The following is a 24,191-nucleotide window of genomic DNA, read 5'->3' as shown; positions in this document are numbered from 1 at the left end:
TTTATATATATTTTACCAAACCATTCATTAGAAAAATTAAATGAAAGATACTTCTAAAGAAAAGTAATAAAACATATTGCATATATACTTTTTTAGTATTACTAATATGTTGTTTATAATCTTCTCTAATATTAGAGTTACTGAAGCAGGATTGCTGATATACAAATAACACGCACAAGGAATTTCCTAAAATCTACGATTACACTTTCCATAATTTACTCAAAATAACCAGCAGATTCCCGAACCGAACGGTTCATTAATTAGATAAGTAATACTATAAAAGAAAAAGCGCGGGAATCTGTACCTGTTACTCGTCCCGCTGTTTGAGGCCTTCGAACTGCCCGTAGTAGTCTGAACGAGCAACGCAGAAGCCCACGCCGATATGTATAACAATCCACGTATACTTTTATTTCAAAGTACACTCAAGGGTATAAACATATCCCGTAGACATCTACTGTTGCTTTGTTTTGACTACTGCTTAAAGTGTTCGAAGTTTCAAACAGCCAAAGACAAAACGTCAAGTAAACGTCTTTCTTTATATAATATATCTCCCACACCACCCTAACCTCACGAATTGAGGTATCGGCGTGAGAGACAATGCAAAACTATAAAAATAAAATTAAATATCCTACTTCATGCCATTCTTTTTCCAAAAACACACATATCTTGGGCAAAAGCAATCCAAACTCATTTAAATATTACCTCCTATTACTTATTCCCCAATCTATTAACAAATAAATTATTCTTTATTAGTAGTAAACTTGCTTTTATCAAGAAGATAAGTTACCTTTGTTTAATAGTAAACTATAAATGCAAATTCCAATTATACAAATGCAAGTTGCAACTTTAAAAACGCAACTTGCATTTATAAAAACAAAAGCATCAATTATAGTTTATAATTAACCAATAAGAACTTTAGTATTGGAAGAAAGGAACTTTACCTCTAATACCAAAGAATTTATCTATTAATACTTTAGAACCAAGACAGTATGGCACGATACATTATGGAAGAGATGCCCGACATTCAGAAAACGGGCAAAAGAATTACTTATCCCAAGTTTGCACGGATAGACAATGCAAGCATTAAGGAACTGGCGCAACGAGTAGGAGACGTCAGCGGCTTCAGTGCCGGAGACATAGAAGGCGTATTGCTCCAGACCGCCATAGAAATGGCGCATCTGATGGCGGAAGGACGCTCTGTGAAAATAGACGGAATAGGGACTTTTACCCCCTCACTCGCCCTATGCAGAGACAAAGAACGAGAAGAGGCGGAAGAAGGCGCCAAACACCGAAACGCACAAAGCATCTGTGTAGGAGGAGTGAATTTTCGGGCAGACAGAACGATGATCAGAAACATTAATGAAAGATGCCGGCTGGAAAGAGCTCCATGGAAACCACAACGCTCCTCTAAAAAGTTCACACCGGAGCAACGGCTGACATTAGCCCTGAAATTTCTCGACGAACACGCTTTCCTGACTGTACGGAATTACCAAAGACTAACCGGACTGCTTCAGACAGCTGCTACTAAAGAGCTGAAACAATGGGCTGATCTTCCGGAATCCGGTATTGATATTGCAGGAAGAGGTTCGCACAGAGTCTATGTAAAGAAGAAAGTTGCCACTGAATAAAAAATAATATATGATGAGAGATACCCTGAAAATAGATGAGAGATAACTAAAAATGAATGAGAGATAACTGTTTTTAGGCGTATTTTCACTATAAAATGATGAGAGATAGGTTCTTGCAGAAGTATCTCTCATTCGATAAGAATCTTATTATCTGATATTTAAGAAAAAACAATGAGAGCAATGAGAGATAAAATCTTTTTTTCTTTTTCTGTAGAAGGTAAGATTCGAATGAAAAAGCAGCGATTATGACCGAATTGGAAAATAAACGCACAAAAATGGAATAATCATCTTAAAAGAACTATCTTTGATATTTGATTGTTTGAGGAGCTAGAATCTGAAAAACAAAAAGAAGCAAACTTTATAGTTATGGAAACAGTGAAACAAATACCATATGGCATGTCCAACTTTGAGGACGTAATCATGCAAAACCGCTATTACGTGGATAAAACAATGTATATTCCCTTATTGGAAGATCAAGCCAACTACCTGATATTCATTCGTCCTCGACGTTTCGGCAAGAGTCTGCTGCTTAGTATGCTCCGGTCATACTATGACCTTTCACAAAAAGATAAGTTCCAGCAACTATTCGGCAATCTCTGGATCGGTCAGCATACAACTCCGCTTCAAGGCAAATACCAAATACTTTATCTTGACTTTTCCAAAATCGGTGGCAGTATTGATGAACTGCCACAAAGATTCGATTCTTACAGCGCTGTGCAGCTAGACGGTTTTCTCAACCGATATCGTGAATATTACACAGATGAATTCATAGAACGTTTCAGTGCTGCGGATAAAGGAATTGATAAACTTCACATCCTTGATGACGAAGCCAGGAGATTAGGTTATCCCCTATATCTTATTATAGATGAATACGATAACTTCACCAATGTCGTCCTCAACGAAAAAGGCAACGAAATATATCGTGCCATCACCCACGCAAGCGGCTTCTACCGTGATGCCTTCAAAAACTATAAAGGAATGTTCGACCGTATCTTTATGATCGGTGTCAGTCCCGTAACGCTAGACGACTTGTCGAGCGGTTATAATATCGGTTGGAACATCAGTACCAGTCCGGTATTTAACCAGATGCTGGGATTTTCTGAAAAAGATGTGCGCACTATGTTCCAATATTACAAGGAAACAGGGCAACTGCATGGAGATATTGAAGAGATGATTCTGGAAATGAAGCCGTGGTATGACAATTATTGTTTTGCACGTCAAAGCCTGAGTTCTGATCCCAAAATGTTCAACTGCGATATGGTACTTTACTACCTTCGGAATCGGATTCAGTTGGGAGCATCTCCCGAACAGATGATTGACCCTAATACCCGAACGGATTATAACAAGATGAAAAAACTCATCCAACTGGATCGTCTTGACGGTAATCGCAAAGGCGTTATCAAACGCATTGCCGAAGAAGGAAAAATCATCACTAACCTATTCCAGTCTTTTTCCGCAGACCAGATTACGAATCCGGAAATATTTCCCAGCCTGCTTTTTTACTATGGCATGCTGACTATCATCGGAACACGTGGAAATCTGACTATCTTAGGAATCCCTAATACAAATGTCCGAAAACAATATTATGAATATATCTTGGAAGAATATCAAAACCACCACTATATCAATCTGATAGATATAGAGATACTCTTCAATAACATGGCTTTTGACGGTGAATGGCGACCTGCATTGGAATTTATAGCCAAAGCTTATAAAGAGAATTCTTCCGTGCGCAGCAGCATTGAAGGAGAACGCAATATTCAAGGATTCTTCACTGCCTATCTTAGCGTCAATGCATATTACTTGACGACACCTGAGGTAGAGTTGAACCATGGCTTTTGCGACATGTTTCTCATGCCTGACCTGCAACGCTATGCAGAAATTGCACACAGCTATATAGTAGAACTAAAATATCTGCCTAAAGAAAAGTTTGATGCCCAGTCTGCCGAACAATGGGAAGAAGCGGTGGCTCAAATTCATGGTTATGCCGCAAGTCCGAAAGTCCGTCTATTATGCCAAGGCACGCAACTTCACTGCATCGTAATACAGTTCTGCGGTTGGGAGATGGTTCGTATGGAAGAAGTCTGACCTACAAGTTCTTGCTATGATGCCCCGCAAAGCGCATAAAAACTTGAGATAATCCTCCCTCCTGCCCTTGTAGCTGCACAAAATTAAATTCGCGCAACATTGGCATCCCTTTTATCTCAACTACCCGTAAAGTGCCGGCCACAAGTTCTTTATGCACCGACCGGATAGAAACAATTCCCATACAATCAGTATGTTCCAAAAAGAGCTTGATACTCTCCGTACCACCAAGATACATCAGAACATTCAAAGAAGACAGCTTCAGATTGTGTTGCGACAGGGCTCGTTCAAATACATCCAACGTCCCCGAACCTCTTTCACGCAAAACCAAAGGGATATTCGGCAATTCTGCAGGTGTTATCTCCTCCTGAATATTTAGTTTACTGTTCACATGCACTACCGCAACAAGTTCATCTTGCAAAAACAAAGTATATTTCAGATTAGGTAAACGAAAAATACCTTCCACCAATCCCAATTCAATCCGGTGTTCTTGCAAAGCGACCTCCACTCCCCGAGAGTTTCCATTAAGGACGGAAAGATTGACTTGTGGAAACTTCGCAATAAAATGAGCCAATAAAGGGGGCAGAACATATTGAGCAATCGTCGTGCTAGCTCCCAGTTTCAACTCTCCAATATACTCGTTATGCAACAAATGCATTTCATATTCAAGCCGCTTGTAATCATCTAAAATCTTTTCGCTATGCTTCAGTAGTAATTCACCGGCAACAGTCAATGAGATTTTACTCCCCTGACGTTCGAACAAACGAGCCTGATAATAAGTCTCCAATTCCTGAATATGCTTAGTGATAGCAGGCTGGCTGACAAACAATTCTTGCGAAGCCTTTGTGAAACTCAGATTCTTCGCTACGCTCTGAAATACTTTTAAACGAAAATCGGACACCTTTTTATTTAAGTTATTTGAGGATTAAAATTAAAGATCAGGAATTAAACACAAAGACTATAGTTCTTCAGCTTTGATTCCTAATGCTTGCATAATAGGGAATGCCAACATATCCCACTTATATTCTACCTGCACTTCAGGCTCATTCATACGAAACTGGATAATCTCCTTGCCTTTCACTTCATGCAACGCATCGAATACTTTCTTTCCATATTCTTCATTGAAAGAAACGACAATCATCCTTTTCACATCAGCCGAATCAGCAACGATAGACAATAAATCCAAAAACAAATCTTCGCGTGAAACCATCCCTTCCGAAGGAACACTTGCAAACGAATATTCACCATAAGGACTCTGAAAAGCGACTCCATTCAACTCCTTCACCAAATCGGAAGGATGGCAATGTACAAGCTGATCGGACTCCTTATCGTAAACAAAAAGAAATTGTACTTCATTTTTCCCTTCCGTGATTCCGGCATCCAAAGTCAGATAAGTGGTCAACATAGAAAGGTCGATATCCTGTAAAGAACGTCGCAAAGTCTCTTCAAAGTAACCTTTCATATCTGTAATTACAAAATTCAAGAAAGCAGCATCAATCAACACTACTGTTTCAGACAGTTTTATTTGAGGTTTATCATTCATACCTTATTTATAATATGATTACAGCGGATAAAGATACTACAATACTTTTATTTATTCACTTCATTTCGCGGCAAATTCGTCAGTATCATTCAGATGAAAAAGGTCATTTTGTCTTCTAACTCCTTTATAATCATGTTATTTTGTCATATTTTTCTACTTGGCAAATCTTTTGAGCCCCTTCAAGTGTTATTAAAATCATGAAAAAAGAAAGGAGAACAACCATATGAACTTTAACAATTTTACCATCAAATCTCAAGAAGCGGTACAGGAGGCCGTAAATCTCGTACAAAGTCGGGGACAACAGGCGATTGAACCTGCTCATATCCTACATGGAGTAATGAAGGTAGGCGAAAATGTGACTAACTTCATCTTTCAAAAATTAGGAATGAACGGGCAACAGGTAGCTCTAGTCGTTGACAAACAGATCGAATCTCTGCCTAAAGTATCCGGAGGAGAACCTTACCTAAGCAGAGAATCTAATGAAGTATTGCAGAAGGCAACCCAGTATTCTAAAGAAATGGGAGATGAATTTGTTTCATTAGAACATATTCTACTGGCTTTGCTAACTGTGAAAAGTACCGTATCCACCATCTTGAAAGATGCCGGAATGACGGAAAAAGAATTGCGTAACGCTATCAATGAACTCAGAAAAGGAGAAAAAGTTACTTCTCAATCCAGTGAAGACAACTATCAGTCATTGGAGAAATACGCTATCAATCTGAACGAAGCCGCCCGCAGCGGCAAACTGGACCCTGTAATCGGACGTGACGAAGAAATCCGACGGGTACTGCAAATATTAAGCCGCCGAACCAAGAACAATCCGATCTTGATTGGTGAACCGGGTACAGGTAAGACAGCTATCGTAGAAGGATTGGCGCATCGTATCCTCCGGGGAGACGTACCCGAAAACCTGAAAAACAAACAGGTCTACTCTCTCGATATGGGAGCATTGGTTGCAGGAGCAAAATATAAAGGAGAATTCGAAGAGCGACTAAAATCAGTAGTCAATGAGGTTAAGAAATCAGAAGGTGATATAATCTTGTTTATTGATGAGATTCATACACTGGTAGGCGCCGGCAAAGGCGAAGGAGCAATGGATGCTGCAAATATTCTGAAACCGGCATTGGCACGTGGAGAACTACGTTCGATCGGTGCAACCACTCTCGACGAATATCAGAAGTATTTCGAGAAAGATAAAGCATTGGAACGTCGTTTCCAGATTGTACAGGTAGATGAACCGGATACTCTGAGTACCATTTCCATCCTTCGTGGATTGAAAGAACGCTACGAGAACCATCATCATGTACGTATCAAAGACGATGCCATCATAGCAGCTGTAGAACTGAGCAGCCGTTACATCACTGACCGTTTCTTGCCGGACAAAGCAATCGACCTGATGGATGAAGCAGCAGCCAAACTACGTATGGAAGTAGATTCCGTTCCAGAAGAATTGGATGAAATCTCACGTAAGATCAAACAGTTAGAAATCGAACGTGAAGCCATTAAGCGTGAAAATGATAAGCCGAAACTGGAAATTATCGGCAAAGAACTGGCCGAACTAAAAGAAGTTGAGAAGTCCTTCAAAGCTAAATGGCAAAGTGAAAAAACGCTGATGGATAAAATCCAGCAAAACAAAGTGGAAATAGAGAATCTGAAGTTCGAGGCAGAGAAAGCGGAACGTGAAGGAGACTATGGAAAAGTTGCCGAAATCCGTTACGGAAAGCTCCAGGCTTTGGACAAAGAGATAGAAGATACGCAGGAGAAACTTCGTGGTATGCAAGGTGATAAAGCCATGATCAAAGAAGAAGTGGATGCTGAAGACATCGCTGACGTTGTTTCACGCTGGACGGGCATCCCTGTCAGCAAAATGATGCAAAGTGAGAAAGATAAATTATTGCATTTGGAAGACGAACTCCATCAACGAGTGATTGGACAGGACGAAGCAATTGAAGCGGTTGCAGATGCCGTACGTCGTAGCCGTGCCGGATTACAGGATCCCAAACGCCCGATCGGTTCTTTTATTTTCCTTGGAACGACCGGTGTCGGTAAAACTGAACTGGCAAAGGCATTGGCGGAATTCCTCTTTGACGATGAATCGATGATGACACGTATAGATATGAGCGAGTATCAAGAAAAGCATAGTGTTTCTCGTTTGGTCGGAGCACCTCCGGGATACGTTGGATACGATGAAGGCGGCCAGCTGACAGAAGCCATTCGCCGGAAACCTTACTCAGTTGTTTTGTTTGACGAAATAGAAAAAGCGCATCCGGATGTTTTCAATATCCTGTTGCAAGTACTGGATGACGGACGACTCACTGACAACAAAGGAAGAGTAGTCAACTTCAAAAACACCATCATCATCATGACTTCAAATATGGGAAGTTCTTATATACAAAGTCAGATGGAGAAACTGAGCGGTTCAAATAAGGAAGAAGTTATCGAAGAAACGAAGAAGGAAGTGATGAATATGCTAAAGAAAAACATTCGTCCGGAATTCCTGAATCGTATTGATGAAACAATCATGTTCCTGCCGCTGACGGAAACTGAAATCAGACAAATTGTACTCTTACAAATCAAAGGTGTACAAAAGATGCTTGCAGAAAACGGAGTTGAACTGGAAATGACAGATGCTGCTTTGAATTTCTTATCCCAGGTAGGATATGATCCTGAATTTGGAGCCCGTCCGGTAAAAAGAGCTATCCAGCGTTATTTACTGAACGATCTGTCGAAAAAGTTATTGTCTCAGGAAGTCGACAGAAGCAAAGCAATCATTGTTGACTCAAACGGAGACGGATTAGTATTCAGAAACTAAATTATAGTTAGTTGTTATAAGGACAGCCGGTATGTTCCCAAGTGAGCATATCGGCTTTTTTATATTCCTGAATATATAATTCTTCTTACTTCCGGCTGACAATTAGGATGGCTCATGACTAAGACATAAGTACCTTTTCTGGATATCTCCAAAGTGAGTGAAGGCAAGGCAAATCTATGTTTCTCTTTCAGCTCCCCCTGCGAATCATATAAAAATACCATTGTACCTACCAACATTCCTGTTAAGCACAATGTTCCTTTTTCATTATCAAGATAAACGTTTACCTCTTTATTTGTTATTACATCCATATTTTGTGCGTATATTAGCAGTCACAAAGATAGAGAAAAACTATGTTTATTTACTATATAAATAATAAAATATTCATGCAAACATAAGATTGCTTAAAGAACACTAAAGGGGATCCTTTAATTACGCAGACATATAAAAACACAAAAAAGCGTGACAACTTGCAACATTGTCACGCTTTCCTTATTACATTTATACATCTAAGCCATCAATGTTTCATGACTTATTTTTCATCAGTCGCAACCTCTTCTTCAGCTTCCGGCTCTGATTTAAATTCTGTAATTCCATTCGAAATTAAGATGTTATACCAGGAAATCAATTTCTTAATATCCGCAACGTATACTCTTTCACGATCAAAGTTAGGCAATACCTCCCCTAAATACTCGCGTAACTGCTCCGGAGTAGCTTTTTTAGGGTCAATGGAGGTGACTGCAGTATTTTCTTTTTTCTTCATAGCTTCCAGCACATCATACAAAGGTACTTCAGCATCATCTGTATACATTGCTATATCTGCCAAAGAGATAATTTTCTCATTACCATAAGCGGGGAAACGTTTTTTATCTGCACTGATTGATTCAACAATCAACATATTTTTTCCTTGCGAAATTAGTTTGTACAATCCCGGTTTACCGGAGATAGACAGGATAGTCTTCAACATAGTATATATTCTTTTATTTATTAATTATTTTTTTGCGGAGCAAAGGTAATGATTATTTTTAGATAGCAAAGAAATAAACTTCAAAACCTGCGGAATTAAAGGGGTTTCATCGTCATTCACGATTACAAAATCAGCATGATTCCGCTTAACCTCATCGCTCATTTGCGCTTCGATACGTTTCATTATCAATTCCCTTGAAGAATAGTCACGCCTAATTGCCCGTTCCACTCTCACCTCCAACGGTGCATATACCATTACTACAAAGTCTACTTCCTGCTTAAAGCCTGCTTCCAGAAGGATGGCAGATTCCATACCGACCATAGCTATATCACCTTTCCCTTTCACCCATCGCCTGAAGTCTTCTTTCACCTGCGGATGAATGACAGCATTCACTTTTTTCGCATGTTCGGGGCTTCCAAATATATAAGATGCTAATAAAGGACGATTCAATTCTCCATTCAGGAAAACATCCTGTCCGACCAAGGCGCAAAGTTCCCGGCGTATCACATCATTCGTATGAGTGATACGCTTCGCCTCAATATCGGAAATATAAACGGGGATTCCCATAATCTCCAGCAATCTGGAAACTACACTTTTTCCACTACCGATACCGCCGGTAATACCTATTTTAATAGCCATCGGAAGAAACTTGTTCTATCAGAAAATCAACTTGCTCGGGTACAATACGGATTTGATTGATTCCACGGGGAGCCGACTTCAACTTCACCGTATATTTATCCGATCCTAATTTTAGCAGTTCCTCATAAGAAACATTAATCACAAAATCACTGGCTTTAATGCTACGAAAACGCTTTAAACCCACTTGAAAAGTAATTTGAACCTTCGATGGAAAAGCACGGAGCACTTTATCTGCCGGGAAGTTAATCCCACGTAACGGCACCTCCACGGTTTTCTCAGTATAAATATCAACAGGGAAAGTCAGTTCAACCGAGGCGGGAACAAACTTCACTCCTTTTTTATTATCCAAGGCAACCCGTTGCCGAATCGTATCCGATATATTTTCAAGATTTACCTCTTGAGTATAAGCGGTTGTTATAGTATCCAAAATTCCGGCCGGAGCATATACCAATACGGAATCCGGACTGCAAATGGTATCAGAAACATAATATTGAAGCCCTGCAGTCACTTTTCCTTGAAAATGAACGGGTACTAATTTGGACTTGCCTGTCGAATAGATATAATCTAACGTATCAGGTTTTATTGAAAGTATCTTAGAAGAAGCATTCAATTGACTGAGTATCTTCTTTTCAAACTCAGAGGCAAAGATTTTCACGTGATTATTTTGCCCTTTATAGTCAGGGAAACTCAGATTTACCGGAAAGAAACTCTTCCCCAACATATAATTGAGAAGCACTGTTCCTTTATCTTTTACCCGGACGCGAAGTTCGGAAGGAGGTTCCGAAGTGAGCACAATATTATTAGGGACATCCTTCATCCTCACCGGGATAGAGAATTCCGCTTCATAGTCATTATTAAGAGTCTGAATCAGCCAGAATCCACTGGCTATCAGGAAAAAAAATAAAAAAATTAAGAACTCCCTGCTTTTATCACTAAGCAGGAAATCCTTAATTCTCTTGGATAGTCTTAAATATGTATATCTTAATTTCCTACGATCAAGCATAGGGTATTTGTTTACTAAAGATTATTTAGACTGATTGCCGGCAGCCGAAGCATCAGCAAAAATAGAATTCTTATCTATTTTAATCTTCACGTTAGAAGCGATTTCAAGTACTATATAATCATCAGTAATCTCTTTGATTGTACCATGGATACCACCTGCAGTAATTACCGACTGGTTTACCTGAAGAGATTTACGGAAATTAGCAATTTCTTTCTGCTTCTTATTTTGAGGGCGAATCATAAAGAAATACATGATAACAAACATAGCTATCAGCATGATCCACATCATACTTCCACCTCCCGCTGCGGGAGCTTGCAATAATACAGTCAATAAGTTCATAAATAATCAAGTTTTAGTTTCTACTATATGGACAAAGGTATCAGTTTTTAGTCAACTTACCTTCTTTTTTCAATTGATTAACTATTCCATCCAGCGTTCCGTTGATAAAGCTACCGCTCTTGGCAGTGCTATACAACTTCGCAATTTCTACATATTCATTTAACGAAACACTTACCGGAATGTTCGGGAAACTTAAAATTTCGGCTAAAGCAGTCTGCATAATGATAATATCCATAAATGCGATACGATCCAAATCCCAGTTTTTCGTATTCTCGCTCACAAGATGACGGTAATAGTCAGCATTCAGAATTGTACGACGGAACAAGCGGCGTGCAAATTCCTGATCTTCGTCATCCTTGAATTCGGGAAGTAATTCCTGATTTGCTCCGTTCTTTTCTTCAAAACGCTTAATCGTTTTCAAGACAAAGGTATCTACAATCTCTTTATCATCATTCCAATACAGACTCTGGTCTTCCAGCACCTGATCAAGAGAATCATTATTAAATATATATGTTTTATAGAGTTTTCTCCACAGTTCGCGGTCAGCTTCATATGAATTGTCACCGGAAGCCATATAATCTTTATAAATATCGCTTTCTACTATTTTCTCATAAAGCTCTTTGACGAAATCCTGATCATTTGCCCAAGTTCGCTTCTGATTGGATATAAACTCGGTCAGTTGCTTGTTCACCTCCAGCTGTGCAACAAACTTATTATCCACAAACTTTGTGTTGGGATACAACTCTTCTTTAGTAGGAGCCAGTTTTGCTTTTGCCGCATCAATGCGTTTTTGTGCATACTCTGTTAATGCCATCATCAGCATTAACAAATAATTATAAAGGTCATACGCCTTTGAAAGGCTGAAGAATAACTCTTTCTCCGCTGAGTCTAGATTTTTGCTGCCATTTTGGTAATAGGCATACACTATTTGTATAATCTTAAGACGAATAAGAACTCTGTTGATCATAATTCAAATTAATACTGTTATTATCGAACTGCAAAAGTAGATATTTTTAATGAGTTTCCACAAATAAATCACATTTTTTAATGCAGTATTTGATTCTCTGCGCTTTTTCTTTTGACAGTTTAAAAAAAATATCCAATTTTGAGGCCGATTATTAACGGACCCAATGATATGGAAGATTTTAAAAAGAAAATGAACGCAGACATGAATGATAAGGAGATCGTTTTCTCCAAGTCCATCAAAGCAGGTAAACGCATCTATTACCTCGATGTGAAGAAGAACCGTAAAGATGAAATGTTTTTAGCTATTACGGAGAGTAAGAAAGTGGTGATGGGAGAAGGAGATGACTCTCAGGTTAGCTTCGAAAAGCATAAAATCTTCTTATATAAGGAGGATTTTCAGAAATTTATGGCAGGATTGACAGAAGCCATCAGTTTTATTAACCACAGTGACATGAACGATTACATCAGCCGCCTGAACGAAGAAGCTGATATAAAAAGAGAACAGGAAGCTCTTGCCGAACAAGCACAAGAGGACAAGCTGGAAAACGAAATTAAGATTGATATTGACTTTTAAAGAGGTAACTCTTTGATATTTCAAAAAAAAACAGTACTTTTGCACCGCTTTTTTGCAACATCATGTGATAATCCACATCGTGTAATGGTGAATTAAGCAAAATAACTTAATTTAGAGTAACACAATTTTTTAAGAAATGAAATCAATTGAAGTAAAAGGAACTGCAAGAACTATTGCAGAACGCTCTTCGGAACAAGCAAGAGCTTTAAAAGAAATTCGTAAGAACGGTGGTGTGCCTTGTGTACTTTACGGAGCTGGTGAAGTTGTTCACTTTACAGTGACTAACGAAGGTCTTCGTAACTTGGTTTATACTCCGCACATTTACGTAGTAGATCTGGATATCGATGGCAAAAAAGTAAACGCTATCCTGAAAGATATTCAATTCCACCCGGTAAAAGACAACATTCTTCATGTTGACTTCTATCAGATTGACGAAGCTAAACCTATCGTTATGGAAGTTCCGGTACAGTTGGAAGGTCTTGCAGAAGGTGTGAAAGCCGGTGGTAAGCTTGCATTGCAGATGCGTAAGATCAAAGTGAAAGCTCTGTACAATGTAATTCCTGAAAAACTGACTGTTAACGTTTCTCACCTGGGATTGGGTAAGACTGTTAAAGTTGGCGAACTGAGCTTCGAAGGTCTTGAACTGATCAGCGCTAAGGAAGCAGTTGTATGTGCTGTTAAGTTGACTCGTGCAGCAAGAGGTGCAGCAGCAGCCGCTGGAAAGTAATTTGAGATTATCCCTGTAAAGAGATATAGCAAAACGCAGATTAATGCAGATTAAAGCAGATGTTCAGTCTGCATTAGTTTGCGTTAATTTGCGTTTCTCTTTTTATATTCACGAACTGTTTTTTACGAAAAAACAATGATTAAATATCTAATTGTCGGACTAGGAAACATTGGACCCGAATATCATGAAACCCGGCATAATATTGGTTTCATGACAGTAGAGGCATTGGCAAGAATCAACAATGCTCCTCCCTTTATTGACGGACGCTACGGATTTACCACTAGTTTTTCGATCAAAGGACGCCAGTTAATCCTGCTCAAACCGTCAACTTTCATGAACCTGAGCGGACTGGCCGTTCGCTACTGGATGCAAAAAGAAAACATCCCTTTGGAAAATGTGTTAATAGTAGTAGACGATCTGGCTCTCCCCTTCGGCACTCTGCGTCTGAAAGGAAAAGGAAGTGATGCCGGACATAATGGTCTGAAGCACATAGCAGCCATTTTAGGAACTCAGAACTATGCCCGTTTACGCTTTGGTATCGGAAATGACTTCCCCAAAGGCGGACAGATTGATTATGTACTCGGACACTTTACTGACGAAGATCGCAAGACAATGGATGAAAGACTGGAAACAGCCGGAGAAATCATTAAAAGTTTCTGTCTGGCAGGTATTGATATTACCATGAACCAGTTCAATAAGAAATAGGAGTATGTACAATTGACTATTTCACAGCGTATATATGCAAACGGTCATTAAGTACTCCACCATGACACATGGTACACTGTTAATTAATAAATTATCAATATATGGCAGAAGCAAGAATAGATAAATGGATGTGGGCTGTTCGTATTTTCAAGACACGCACAATTGCCGCCGAAGCCTGCAAGATGAACCGTGTCACTATCAACGGAGCATACGTAAAGGCATCTCGCATGATAAAGCCGGGTGATGTAGTTCAAGTTAAGAAGCCGCCTATTACCTATTCATTCAAAGTGTTGCAAGCTATTGAGAAGCGAGTAGGCGCAAAGCTTGTACCCGATGTAATGGAAAACGTTACCACTCCCGACCAATACGAACTATTGGAAATGAGTAAAATCAGCGGATTCATTGATCGCGCACGGGGAACCGGACGTCCAACCAAAAAAGACCGCAGAAGTCTGGAGGAATTCACAGCTCCGGAATTTATGGATGATTTTGATTTCGACTTTGATTTCGACGAAGATAAGTAAATAATGAACGGTGAATAAACTTATAGCATGAAGTTACAAGTTTATTCACCGTTCACTATTTTACCAACTATTGGTTAGAGATTTGCTTTCACAGCATCAATTAGTTCCTGATATTCAGCATCGGTCAAATAAACTTTTCCCGGATTCATCTGGAATATACCACCATAATCAGGTCCGTCTACATATTTCGGAGCCAGATGGAAATGCAGATGAGATAATTTATCTGAGTAAGCACCATAGTTGATCTTTTCCGGCTGGAAAGCTTTCTGCATTGCACGGGTAACACGTGCCACATCAGCCATAAATGCATTACGGTCTTCATCGCTCAATTCGTTCAAATCATTTACGTGATCCTTGTAAGCAACGAGGCAACGCCCCCGATAAGTTTGCTCTTTAAACAAAAACACACGTGATACACTAAGTTGCGCAATCTCAATCATCAGATTATGCAAAGTTTCATTGTTCTGGCAATACAGACATTCTTTTGGATCACTCTTCATGATATTCTTATTTTTATGTTTTGACAAAGCAAAAATAGTCGTTCTGCTTTTATTTCACCTGTATTTTTTCGTTTTTTTGATCGACTAATTGGTACACGTTCTCTTTTTCACCGACAACCCACACTACATCTCCCTCTTCGAACGGTGCATTTACATCCGGCACCATCAGAGTTCCATCTTCCCGTTCCACACCGGCTATCATACAATGATACTTATCCCGTATACCCGATTCACGGATTGTTTTACCCAGAAAAACGGAGTCTGCATCAATAATAAACTGCTTCAAAGTCATCTCTCCCTTCTCATACATCTCCCAGTCTATCTTCGCACCACTTTGCATGGCACTGCTAAATACATTCAATTGTTCGTCCGTTCCTATTACCTGTATCTTGTCCATAGGAAAAAGACGCACCGAGCCACCGGGAATATTAATCCTTCTCTTCCCCCGCAAGATAGAAGCGATATGAATGCCATATTTCTTTCCCAAATTTAGTTCCATCAACGTTTTTCCCGCCCAAGTGGATTCCCCCGGAATCTCCAAATCCGCCAAATGCAGATCATGAGATAACAGACGTCCGGCATATTCGGGTTTCTTCTCTCCCAAATATTCTGCACGCACCTCTCTGGAACGCAGATTTTGAAAGAAACGCCGTTCTATCAATATAGATTGCTTTTTCAAACGACGCGACCATACCATCAACAAGACTGCAAGCACAGCCACTCCAATAATCAATCCAATAGATGCCTTAAACAATCCCGATATCACAAAAATGACAAATAACGCCGCAATCATAATACGTATGACAATAGTAGACACCAATGGTGCACGATTGGCACGGTTATCATGCCACAGGGTCATAAATTCCACCGAATGGTTTTTCTTCACCATGATAGCACGCAGGAAAGGCGAAATGCAAAGGATAATAAAAACAGCCCCCAATAATGACGCCCAGAAATGAGGCAGGTTCTCCTTAAAGAATGGGACGACAAAACGGAAAGACAGTGCAATAATGGATATACTGACAATTGAATATACCACAGTTATGCGTACCATTGCCAGCAACAGCTTCTTCCACAAATTCTCATGATTAAGTACTGTTTGCGAGCCCGAAGAATAACGCATTAAGAACTTTCTCCAGGAAGCGGGTAAATGAGCATCCACAAAAGAAGAAGCCGGTTCAGCCAGACGAATCATATAAGGAGTCAGGAAAGTGGTTATCACAGAAACTGCTACCACTATCGGATATAAGAAATCGCTCGTCACGTGCAGAGATACACCCAATGAAGCTATAATAAATGCGAATTCACCAATCTGAGTCAAACTGAAACCGCACTGCATAGCCGTCTTCAAGGGTTTGCCGGAAAGAATCACGCCGAATGTTCCGAAGGTAGCCTGCCCCAAAATAACTGCGATCGTAATTACAATGATAGGTATTGCATATTCAATAATCATTGCAGGATCGACCATCATCCCCACCGATACAAAGAAAATTGCGCCAAAAAGATCTTTCACCGGCTTCACCAACCGGTCAATAGATTCCGCTTCGATTGTTTCTGCCAGAATAGACCCCATGATAAACGCACCGAATGCAGCAGAGAACCCTGTATTGGCTGCCATCACTACCATACCGAAACACAGTGCCAATGATACGATAAGCAGAGTTTCCTCTCCCATCAGTTTCCTGCAACGCTTCAAAAACTCCGGAATCAGATAGATGCCTACTACAAACCACAAAATAAGAAAGAACAGCAGTTTACCAATACTCTCCAGCATCTCGGTGCCTTCAAAGTTATGGCTTACCGCCATCGTAGAAAGCATCACCATCAATACAATAGCCAGTATATCCTCCAGAATCAGAATACTCAGTACAAGCCCGGTGAACTGCTTCTTCCTCAGTCCCAAGTCATCGAACGCCTTATAAATAATAGTGGTAGAAGACATCGCAATCATACCACCTAGAAACAGACTGTCCATCCGATGCCAGCCGAATCCCATACCGACACCTATCCCCAGCAATATCATACAAAAGATGATGGTGCAGGCAGCGATGATAGCAGAACCTCCGACTTTTACGATTTTCTTAAAACTGAACTCCAGACCAAGAGCAAACAACAAGAAGATAACACCAATATCCGCCCATGTCTTAATGTTGGCGGTATCCATTACTGATGGTGTATAAGGCATGTGTGGACTTGCCAGAAAACCGGCAACCACATATCCCAACACCAAAGGTTGCTTTAACTTCTTAAACAACAAAGTCATAACGCCGGCACAGATCAATATCAGCGCAAGATCGGCAATGAGTGTAGGTAATTGAGACATTGTTTCATCGTATTTGGTGACAAAATTAAAATAAATCTATCGTATAAACAACAGATTCACGGATATGTTTCACATCAACCATCATAAAATAATTTAGCCCCGGATAGTATCAAAACCTATCCGGGGCTAAAAATTTTATAAACTCAAGATTTATTTTCTAAAAGGTGGCTTCACCACTATTGCCTTCAATTTACGTCCACGCATATCAATACAAATTTCCGTGCCAACTTTGGCATATTCCGGTTTCACATATCCCATACCAATACCAATCTTGCGAGTGGGAGACATTGTTCCGGAAGTCACCACGCCTATACCTTCCCCTTCCTCATTCACGAGTTCATAGCCATGACGAGGAATGCCTCGGTCAATCATTTCAAACCCAACTAGTTTGCGGGTAGTTCCTTCTGACTTCTGCTTTTCCAGCATCGGACGGTTAATGAACTCCTTACCCTCCACAAACTTAGTGATCCATCCCAATCCAGCTTCAATCGGTGAAGTTTTATCATCCAGATCATTACCATACAGACAGAAGCCCATTTCCAAACGAAGCGTATCACGGGCACCCAGTCCCACCGGCTTGATACCGAATTCTTCCCCCGCCTCAAACACAGCTTTCCATATCGCCTCGGCAGCATCCGGATAGAAATAAAGTTCAAAACCTCCGGCACCGGTATATCCGGTATTGGAGATAATCACATTCTCTTTCCCCGCAAACCGGCCAACGGTAAATGTATAATAAGGAATAGCCGACAGATCGATATCCGTCAACTTCTGTAAAGCAAGAATAGCCTTCGGCCCTTGAACAGCAAGCTGCGCCATATTATCGGAAGAATTCTCCAGCTCCGCCCCCTCCGTATTATGAGAAACACACCAGTTCCAGTCCTTTTCTATATTGGCCGCATTCACTACCAGCAGATATTTTTCCGGCTCGTAGCAATATACCAGCAAGTCATCTACAATTCCCCCTTCTTCATTAGGGAAGCAGGTATATTGTATCTTACCGGGAACAAGTGCCGCCACATTATTGGAAGTCACCTTCTGAAGAAAGGCTAACGCTTGCGGCCCTTTCACCCAGAATTCTCCCATATGGGATACATCAAATACCCCGACTGCATTACAAACAGTCAGATGTTCATCAATAATTCCAGAGTACTCGATAGGCATATTATAGCCTGCAAATTCGTGCATTTTAGCACCTAATGCAATGTGTTTCTCTGTAAACGGAGTGGTTTTCATTTTTTGTGTATTAAGTTTTAAGTAATAAATTGATATTCGTGGAATGTAATCACTTGGAAGCTACCAGTTCGGCAATCTTCACAATGACGTTCATTGCCTTCTCCATATTCTGAATAGGAACAAACTCATAACGTCCGTGGAAATTAAGACCGCCGGCAAAAATATTCGGGCAGGGTAAACCTTTGAATGAAAGCTGCGCTCCATCCGTACCGCCACGAATCGGCTTCACATTCGGCTTCACTCCTACCGCCTCCATGGCTGCGAAAGCAGTGTCGATGATGTGCATCACCGGTTCTATTTTCTCACGCATATTATAGTATTGGTCACGTAATTCAAGTGTAGCCGTACCTTCTCCATATTCGGTGTTGACCTGCGCAACCAGACGTTTTATTTCTTCCTTGCGTTTCTCAAACTTGGCACGGTCATGGTCGCGAATGATATAAGACACTGTACTTTGCTCTACATCTCCCTGAATACTGATCAGATGATAGAATCCTTCATACCCTTCAGTCTGCTCCGGTGTTTCCGTCGATGGCAACATTGCGATAAACTGATTAGCGACACGAATCGAATTTATCATCTTATTCTTTGCATATCCGGGGTGTACATTACGTCCTTTAAAAGTAATCTTTGCAGCGGCAGCATTGAAATTTTCAAACTCCAGTTCCCCTACTTCACCACCATCCATCGTATACGCCCATTCGCAGCCAAACTTCCCGACATCGAACTTATGCGCACCTTCACCGATTTCCTCATCCGGATTGAAACCGATACGAATCTTTCCATGTTTGATTTCGGGATGTTCTTTCAGATAAACGATTGCTGATACGATCTCGGCAATTCCCGCTTTATCATCCGCACCAAGCAGCGTCTTGCCGTTTGTTACAATCAAATCCTCTCCTTTATGATCGAGCAGTTCCGGAAATTGTGCAGGAGAAAGAATGATATTTTCTTCGGCACAAAGCACTATATCCGTCCCATCGTAGCCTTTTACAATACGTGGAGTTACATCTTTTCCTGTCATATCGGGACTTGTATCCATATGAGCGATAAACCCGATAGTGGGTACTTTTTTATCTATATTAGCAGGAAGCGTGGCAAAAAGATAGCCATGTTCATCCAAAGTAATATCTTCCAACCCCAAAGATTCCAGTTCAGTCTTCAGATATTCAGCGAATACCATCTGTTTCGGAGTACTGGGAGTAAGCCCTGTTGATTCATCCGACTGTGTATCAAAGCTCACATACTTCAAAAATCTGTCTACTAAAGTCATATCTATTTTACGATTTAATGATTTGCAATTTACATTTTGATAGTTTATAGTGCCGTAAAGGTAAAAAAAGAGCCGTGAATTGACAAACAATTCACGGCTCTTTTTTCTCAGTATATTACTTAAAAGTGACTGCTACCATCAAAACAATGCGTACACACTTTACATTTCGGCAGCCCGATAGCTTCAATCAAAGTCTCAAGCGTGTTGAATTTCAATGAAGTCAGTCCGAAACGCTCGGCTATGATACTAACCATTTTCTCGTATTCGGGAGACCCCGTAGTGGCGTATTTCTCCAGATTCTTATTCTCATCGCCTTCCAGTTCTTTAATAATACGACGGGTAATCAACTCCAAAGCATTCTTAGAAGCCGAGAAACCCACAAACGGACAGGCATAGATCAACGGAGGGCAAGCGATACGCATATGTACCTCTTTCGCTCCATAATCATATAGAATCTTCACATTATCACGCAACTGTGTTCCACGCACAATCGAATCATCACAAAACAGCAGACGCTTTCCCTGAAGCATGGCACGATTCGGAATTAGCTTCATCTTTGCAACCAGCGAACGCATTTCCTGATTGCTGGGTGTGAAGCTACGAGGCCATGTCGGTGTATATTTTGAAATGGCACGATGATAAGGAACTCCTTTACCTTCCGCATAACCCAACGCCATACCTACTCCCGAATCAGGGATACCACAGGCACAATCCACTTCCGATTCGTCCTTCTGTCCCATCTTCATTCCACTGGTGAAACGGACTTCCTCTACATTTTTGCCCTCATAACAAGAGGTCGGGAAACCATAATACACCCAAAGGAAAGAACAAATCTGCATTCCTTCATTCGGTTGGCGAAGCTGCTCGATATGATCGGGATACATGCGTACTATTTCCCCCGGTCCCAGATACTTTTCGATTTCATAATCCAGATTCGGGAAACTGGATGACTCGCTGGTAGCGGCATACGCACCATCTTTCTTGCCGATCACCACCGGAGTACGTCCCCATTGGTCACGAGCCGCGATAATACTGCCATCCTCTGTCAGAATCAGCAGAGAACAAGAACCCTTGATATGTTTGAATACGTTCTCGATACCTTCGGTGAAGGTTCTTCCTTGTATGATAAGCAGTGCGATGAGTTCCGTTTGATTGGTGTTGCTCGAACTAAGTTCGGCGAAGTGCATATTTTGGTTGAGAAGGTCTTCTTCCAGTTCCTGGATATTCGATATTTTAGCGACTGTGACGATGGCGAAGCGGCCGAGGTGGGAATTGATGATAATGGGTTGTGCATCTGTGTCGCTGATAATGCCTATGCCGGCATTGCCTTTAAATTTATCAAGCTCTCCTTCAAACTTGGATCGGAAATATGTACTTTCCAGATTGTGAATGGAGCGAATAAATCCTTTCTCCTGACTATAAGTCGCGAGTCCGCCCCGCTTTGTACCCAGATGTGAGTTATAATCTGTACCATAGAATAAATCAGTCACGCAACTCGATTTCGAGACTGTTCCGAAAAAACCTCCCATGTTGTTCTCTTTATTGATAATGTTTAAAAAAAGATGGCGCAAAAGTACAAAAAAGAATCCATCCGATAAAAAAAGCACTCCGCAAAGTTTTAATTTTCTTTGCGGAGTACTTCTAAATTTTATTAAAAATACAAAGAAGATTGAACAATCGTTTTAGTCGCGTCTCATTTCCATTTCTTAATTGATTTCCGGTCGGATGGAGCTGCTTCGATAAGACTCAATGCAAAACCACCGCTGCGTGCCAGCTTGACGGACATCTTTGTTTTATTCGTAACGATCCCTTTCTTTATCTGATAGGAAGTCGGATTCTTTTCGTAGTCAGCCTCTTTTCCGTCGGCATACAGGGTAGCCACATACTCTTTATCCGGTTCCAGAAAATCAAGAGTAAACGCGGCAGTACGGGAGTTTTCGTCAGTAATACCGCCAACAAACCAATGATTGGTTCCTTTTGCTTTGCGGGCTACTGTAATATAATCCCCCGGTTCGGCTTCCAGATATTTGCTGTCATCCCAGTCCAAGGCTACATCTTTAATAAACTGGAAAGCATCCGGATAACGCTCATAACTTTCCGGCAAATCGGCAGCCATCTGCAAAGGACTGTACATTGTTACGTAAAGAGCCAGTTGTTTCGCCAGAGTAGTACGTACAACGCTATGCTTCCCATCCAGAAAAGAAATTCTCGTGTCGAAGATACCCGGTGTATAATCCATCGGGCCGCCGATCTGCCGAGTGAATGGAAGCAAAGTAGTATGAAAAGGTTTATTACCGGCAAAAGCTTCATATTCCGTCCCCCGTGCCGATTCATTGCCGATCAGGTTGGGATAAGTACGGCATAATCCAGTAGGACGTACAGCTTCGTGCGCATTCACACAGATTTTATAATCGGCGGCTTTCGTCACGGCATATAGATAATGGTTGTTCATCCATTGTCCATAGTGATGTTCGCCCCGAGGAATGATATTGCCAACATAACCACTTTTCACGGCATTATATCCGTTGTCAACCATAAATTGGTAGGCCGTATCCAGATGGCGTTCGTAGTTACGCACGGAGGCAGATGTTTCATGATGCATCATCAGCTTCACCCCTTTCTCTTTGGCATATGCGTTTAGCATCTTCACGTCGAAATCCGGATAGGGAGTGACGAAATCAAACACATAATCTTTTGATTTGCCGAACCAATCTTCCCAGCCTTCATTCCAGCCTTCTACCAATACCTGATCGAAACCATGCTGCGCTGCAAAGTCGATATAACGTTTTACTTTGTCATTGTTGGCAGCGTGACGTCCGTTAGGGCTTGTCTTTGAGTAATCCGTCTGTCCGAGTTTGACGGAATAAACATCATCTGTATATGCCCAACTGCTTTTTCCGGTAATCATCTCCCACCACACACCGATATACTTCACCGGTTTAATCCAAGAAACATCTTGATAAGCACATGGTTCGTTCAGATTCAAGGTCAGTTTGGAAGCAAGGATATCGCGTGCATCATCGCTCACAATCACCGTACGCCACGGAGACTGACAGGGTGTCTGCATATAACCTTTATCTCCCATTGCATCCGGTGTCAGCCATGATTCAAAAATCAGTTTTTTGTCATCAAGATTGAGATGCATGCAGGAATAATCTACCAAAGCGGCTTCGTGCAGGTTAATATACAGACCGTCGGCTGTTTTCATTTGCAGAGATGTCTGCACGCCTGTTGGTGAAAAAGACGTTTGAGAAGCATTGTCGGTAATAGCCCCTTTCATCAGTCCACGGATTTCTGTTAGTCTGGATTCTGTGTAATCATATTCCTGGGTATCATAATCTCCCGGAATCCAAAAGGCAGTATGGTCACCCGTCATGGCAAACTGCGAATGTTCTTCCTTAATAACAAAATAATTCAGATTCTTCTGCTGCGGAAATTCATAGCGGAAACCTAATCCATCATTGTAAAGCCGGAAACGGATGATCATATTCCGGTCCTGCGCCTTCTGATTCAGTGTGACAGCCATTTCATTATAATGATTGCGAATGGATTTCACTTCTCCCCACACCGGCTCCCAAGTTTCGTCGAAGGTGGAAGTTTTTGTATCGATGCACGCAAACCCATTCATCAGTCCCGGATCATTCTTCAACTCAAGTCCCAACTTTGATGGTTTAATCACTCCCTTTCCTTTATAAGTAAGTTCGTATACCGGTTCTCCCTGAACATTGACCGAAAAATCCAGTTTTAATTGTCCGTCAGGAGAAGTGATACTTTCTGCCATTGCCGTTGCACCCATAGAAAAAGAGAGTAACAGACAGAGTACTGCCGTAGTTAATATTTTCATGTTCTTCATGATATAAATGAATTAGTTAATAATCATATGGCAAATGTAGTGAGGAATAGCAAGCGCCACTTCGGATTATAATTAAAATATAGCGTTTCCGAATATTTCAACACTGATAAATACCTATCAATAAAGCATATACCAAAGTACTTCAACAGAAAAAATATAGTGCTTACATGGAGCAATATAGCACCTTTTCACATCCGACAAACGGGATTTTTCTTTATTTCCCCGCCTCTCTTCAGAAATAAAAAAAATATTTTAATCTCATACTCTCATCCTATGACAACTAATATATAGACAATCAGCACAATACAGAATGAGAGATACTTTTTAAATAGTTATCTCTCATCATTTCCTCATCAAATAGCTTTCTTTTTGACTACCTCTCATTCATATTTCAGTTATCTCTCATTCGTCTCAAAGCCGATAATCCATTGTACTATGGCAAGCCTTACAGAACATGGAACCTACCGCTACTTTGTATATAACATATAGTATGTGGG

The 24,191-nt window shown here is 40.7% G+C and carries 21 protein-coding genes; 7 read left to right on the top strand and 14 right to left on the bottom strand.

Annotated elements, in window-relative coordinates; genetic code table 11:
* Positions 1-989: 989 nt before the first annotated feature.
* The gene (locus BT_RS23190) at positions 990-1,628 is read left to right on the top strand and encodes an HU family DNA-binding protein (protein ID WP_008764753.1); all 639 of its coding nucleotides are present in this window, start codon (positions 990-992) and stop codon (positions 1,626-1,628) included.
* Positions 1,629-1,994: 366 nt separating this feature from the next.
* Positions 1,995-3,716, top strand: a complete 1,722-nt coding sequence (locus BT_RS23185) for an ATP-binding protein (protein WP_008764751.1) — start codon at positions 1,995-1,997, stop codon at positions 3,714-3,716.
* Position 3,717: 1 nt separating this feature from the next.
* Here the strand turns inward: BT_RS23185 and BT_RS23180 are convergent, their stop codons facing one another.
* Both BT_RS23180 and BT_RS23175 read right to left on the bottom strand, forming a co-directional pair.
* Complete coding sequence (locus tag BT_RS23180; RefSeq protein WP_008760345.1) at positions 3,718-4,614, bottom strand: LysR family transcriptional regulator; 897 nt, start codon at positions 4,612-4,614, stop codon at positions 3,718-3,720.
* Positions 4,615-4,671: 57 nt separating this feature from the next.
* Positions 4,672-5,256, bottom strand: a complete 585-nt coding sequence (locus BT_RS23175) for a DUF6621 family protein (protein WP_008764750.1) — start codon at positions 5,254-5,256, stop codon at positions 4,672-4,674.
* A gap of 223 nt (positions 5,257-5,479) precedes the next feature.
* Here BT_RS23175 and clpB point away from each other — a divergent pair, with 223 nt between their 5' ends.
* On the top strand, positions 5,480-8,068 hold the full coding sequence (gene clpB / locus BT_RS23170) for an ATP-dependent chaperone ClpB (RefSeq protein ID WP_008764749.1): 2,589 nt from the start codon (positions 5,480-5,482) through the stop codon (positions 8,066-8,068).
* Between the two features lie 59 nt (positions 8,069-8,127).
* Here the strand turns inward: clpB and BT_RS23165 are convergent, their stop codons facing one another.
* The 6 genes from BT_RS23165 to nusB form a co-directional block, all read right to left on the bottom strand.
* Positions 8,128-8,376, bottom strand: coding sequence for a hypothetical protein (locus BT_RS23165; protein WP_008760342.1), 249 nt, complete (start codon positions 8,374-8,376; stop codon positions 8,128-8,130).
* A 221-nt stretch (positions 8,377-8,597) separates the two neighbouring features.
* Positions 8,598-9,032 (bottom strand): DUF5606 family protein, encoded by a 435-nt coding sequence (locus BT_RS23160; protein ID WP_008760341.1) that lies wholly within the window; start codon positions 9,030-9,032, stop codon positions 8,598-8,600.
* Between the two features lie 24 nt (positions 9,033-9,056).
* The gene (gene coaE / locus BT_RS23155) at positions 9,057-9,671 is read right to left on the bottom strand and encodes a dephospho-CoA kinase (protein WP_008764748.1); all 615 of its coding nucleotides are present in this window, start codon (positions 9,669-9,671) and stop codon (positions 9,057-9,059) included.
* Positions 9,661-10,674, bottom strand: a complete 1,014-nt coding sequence (locus BT_RS23150; RefSeq protein ID WP_011109340.1) for a CdaR family protein — start codon at positions 10,672-10,674, stop codon at positions 9,661-9,663. Before BT_RS23150 ends, coaE begins: the two co-directional genes overlap by 11 nt.
* Before the next feature lie 21 nt (positions 10,675-10,695).
* Positions 10,696-11,013, bottom strand: a complete 318-nt coding sequence (gene yajC / locus BT_RS23145) for a preprotein translocase subunit YajC (protein WP_008764747.1) — start codon at positions 11,011-11,013, stop codon at positions 10,696-10,698.
* 40 nt (positions 11,014-11,053) lie between these two features.
* Entirely contained in the window at positions 11,054-11,980 is a 927-nt protein-coding gene (nusB, locus tag BT_RS23140; RefSeq protein ID WP_008760339.1) for a transcription antitermination factor NusB, read from the bottom strand.
* Positions 11,981-12,148: 168 nt separating this feature from the next.
* Between nusB and BT_RS23135 the strand changes: the two genes are divergently transcribed.
* The 4 genes from BT_RS23135 (at position 12,149) to BT_RS23120 (ending at position 14,509) form a co-directional block, all read left to right on the top strand.
* On the top strand, positions 12,149-12,553 hold the full coding sequence (locus BT_RS23135) for a PUR family DNA/RNA-binding protein (protein ID WP_008764746.1): 405 nt from the start codon (positions 12,149-12,151) through the stop codon (positions 12,551-12,553).
* A gap of 136 nt (positions 12,554-12,689) precedes the next feature.
* Positions 12,690-13,280 carry a 50S ribosomal protein L25/general stress protein Ctc gene (locus BT_RS23130; RefSeq protein WP_008760337.1) on the top strand — a complete coding sequence of 197 codons (591 nt, stop codon included), beginning with the start codon at positions 12,690-12,692 and terminating at the stop codon, positions 13,278-13,280.
* Between the two features lie 138 nt (positions 13,281-13,418).
* Positions 13,419-13,985, top strand: coding sequence for an aminoacyl-tRNA hydrolase (gene pth, locus BT_RS23125; protein WP_032813877.1), 567 nt, complete (start codon positions 13,419-13,421; stop codon positions 13,983-13,985).
* Between the two features lie 101 nt (positions 13,986-14,086).
* Entirely contained in the window at positions 14,087-14,509 is a 423-nt protein-coding gene (locus tag BT_RS23120) for an RNA-binding S4 domain-containing protein (protein ID WP_008760336.1), read from the top strand.
* A 74-nt stretch (positions 14,510-14,583) separates the two neighbouring features.
* Here the strand turns inward: BT_RS23120 and BT_RS23115 are convergent, their stop codons facing one another.
* The 6 genes from BT_RS23115 to BT_RS23090 form a co-directional block, all read right to left on the bottom strand.
* On the bottom strand, positions 14,584-15,009 hold the full coding sequence (locus tag BT_RS23115; protein ID WP_004309783.1) for an HIT family protein: 426 nt from the start codon (positions 15,007-15,009) through the stop codon (positions 14,584-14,586).
* Between the two features lie 49 nt (positions 15,010-15,058).
* Positions 15,059-17,332, bottom strand: a complete 2,274-nt coding sequence (locus BT_RS23110; protein WP_008764744.1) for a cation:proton antiporter — start codon at positions 17,330-17,332, stop codon at positions 15,059-15,061.
* 150 nt (positions 17,333-17,482) lie between these two features.
* Positions 17,483-18,568 (bottom strand): glycine cleavage system aminomethyltransferase GcvT, encoded by a 1,086-nt coding sequence (gcvT, locus tag BT_RS23105; protein ID WP_008764743.1) that lies wholly within the window; start codon positions 18,566-18,568, stop codon positions 17,483-17,485.
* Positions 18,569-18,617: 49 nt separating this feature from the next.
* Positions 18,618-19,841: a peptidase T gene (pepT, locus tag BT_RS23100; RefSeq protein WP_008764742.1), complete on the bottom strand. Its 1,224-nt coding sequence runs from the start codon at positions 19,839-19,841 to the stop codon at positions 18,618-18,620.
* A gap of 119 nt (positions 19,842-19,960) precedes the next feature.
* Positions 19,961-21,370: an amidophosphoribosyltransferase gene (locus BT_RS23095; RefSeq protein WP_008764741.1), complete on the bottom strand. Its 1,410-nt coding sequence runs from the start codon at positions 21,368-21,370 to the stop codon at positions 19,961-19,963.
* Positions 21,371-21,534: 164 nt separating this feature from the next.
* Positions 21,535-23,694, bottom strand: a complete 2,160-nt coding sequence (locus BT_RS23090) for a glycoside hydrolase family 97 protein (RefSeq protein WP_008764740.1) — start codon at positions 23,692-23,694, stop codon at positions 21,535-21,537.
* Positions 23,695-24,191: the final 497 nt, after the last annotated feature.

The sequence above is a fragment of the Bacteroides thetaiotaomicron VPI-5482 genome (assembly GCF_000011065.1).
GTDB classification, from domain to species: domain Bacteria; phylum Bacteroidota; class Bacteroidia; order Bacteroidales; family Bacteroidaceae; genus Bacteroides; species Bacteroides thetaiotaomicron.
The sequence above is the reverse complement of the archived record's forward strand: the minus strand, read 5'-3'. Positions and strand labels throughout refer to the sequence as shown.

What these genes read in the sequence shown, in the direction of transcription:
- BT_RS23190 (WP_008764753.1), top strand. Translation starts at nt 990, where the DNA reads ATGGCACGATACATTATGGAAGAGATGCCCGACATTCAGAAAACGGGC.
- BT_RS23185 (WP_008764751.1), top strand. Translation starts at nt 1,995, where the DNA reads ATGGAAACAGTGAAACAAATACCATATGGCATGTCCAACTTTGAGGAC.
- BT_RS23175 (WP_008764750.1), bottom strand. Translation starts at nt 5,256, where the DNA reads ATGAATGATAAACCTCAAATAAAACTGTCTGAAACAGTAGTGTTGATT.
- clpB (WP_008764749.1), top strand. Translation starts at nt 5,480, where the DNA reads ATGAACTTTAACAATTTTACCATCAAATCTCAAGAAGCGGTACAGGAG.
- BT_RS23165 (WP_008760342.1), bottom strand. Translation starts at nt 8,376, where the DNA reads ATGGATGTAATAACAAATAAAGAGGTAAACGTTTATCTTGATAATGAA.
- BT_RS23160 (WP_008760341.1), bottom strand. Translation starts at nt 9,032, where the DNA reads ATGTTGAAGACTATCCTGTCTATCTCCGGTAAACCGGGATTGTACAAA.
- coaE (WP_008764748.1), bottom strand. Translation starts at nt 9,671, where the DNA reads ATGGCTATTAAAATAGGTATTACCGGCGGTATCGGTAGTGGAAAAAGT.
- BT_RS23150 (WP_011109340.1), bottom strand. Translation starts at nt 10,674, where the DNA reads ATGCTTGATCGTAGGAAATTAAGATATACATATTTAAGACTATCCAAG.
- yajC (WP_008764747.1), bottom strand. Translation starts at nt 11,013, where the DNA reads ATGAACTTATTGACTGTATTATTGCAAGCTCCCGCAGCGGGAGGTGGA.
- nusB (WP_008760339.1), bottom strand. Translation starts at nt 11,980, where the DNA reads ATGATCAACAGAGTTCTTATTCGTCTTAAGATTATACAAATAGTGTAT.
- BT_RS23135 (WP_008764746.1), top strand. Translation starts at nt 12,149, where the DNA reads ATGGAAGATTTTAAAAAGAAAATGAACGCAGACATGAATGATAAGGAG.
- BT_RS23130 (WP_008760337.1), top strand. Translation starts at nt 12,690, where the DNA reads ATGAAATCAATTGAAGTAAAAGGAACTGCAAGAACTATTGCAGAACGC.
- BT_RS23120 (WP_008760336.1), top strand. Translation starts at nt 14,087, where the DNA reads ATGGCAGAAGCAAGAATAGATAAATGGATGTGGGCTGTTCGTATTTTC.
- BT_RS23115 (WP_004309783.1), bottom strand. Translation starts at nt 15,009, where the DNA reads ATGAAGAGTGATCCAAAAGAATGTCTGTATTGCCAGAACAATGAAACT.
- BT_RS23110 (WP_008764744.1), bottom strand. Translation starts at nt 17,332, where the DNA reads ATGTCTCAATTACCTACACTCATTGCCGATCTTGCGCTGATATTGATC.
- gcvT (WP_008764743.1), bottom strand. Translation starts at nt 18,568, where the DNA reads ATGAAAACCACTCCGTTTACAGAGAAACACATTGCATTAGGTGCTAAA.
- pepT (WP_008764742.1), bottom strand. Translation starts at nt 19,841, where the DNA reads ATGACTTTAGTAGACAGATTTTTGAAGTATGTGAGCTTTGATACACAG.
- BT_RS23095 (WP_008764741.1), bottom strand. Translation starts at nt 21,370, where the DNA reads ATGGGAGGTTTTTTCGGAACAGTCTCGAAATCGAGTTGCGTGACTGAT.
- BT_RS23090 (WP_008764740.1), bottom strand. Translation starts at nt 23,694, where the DNA reads ATGAAGAACATGAAAATATTAACTACGGCAGTACTCTGTCTGTTACTC.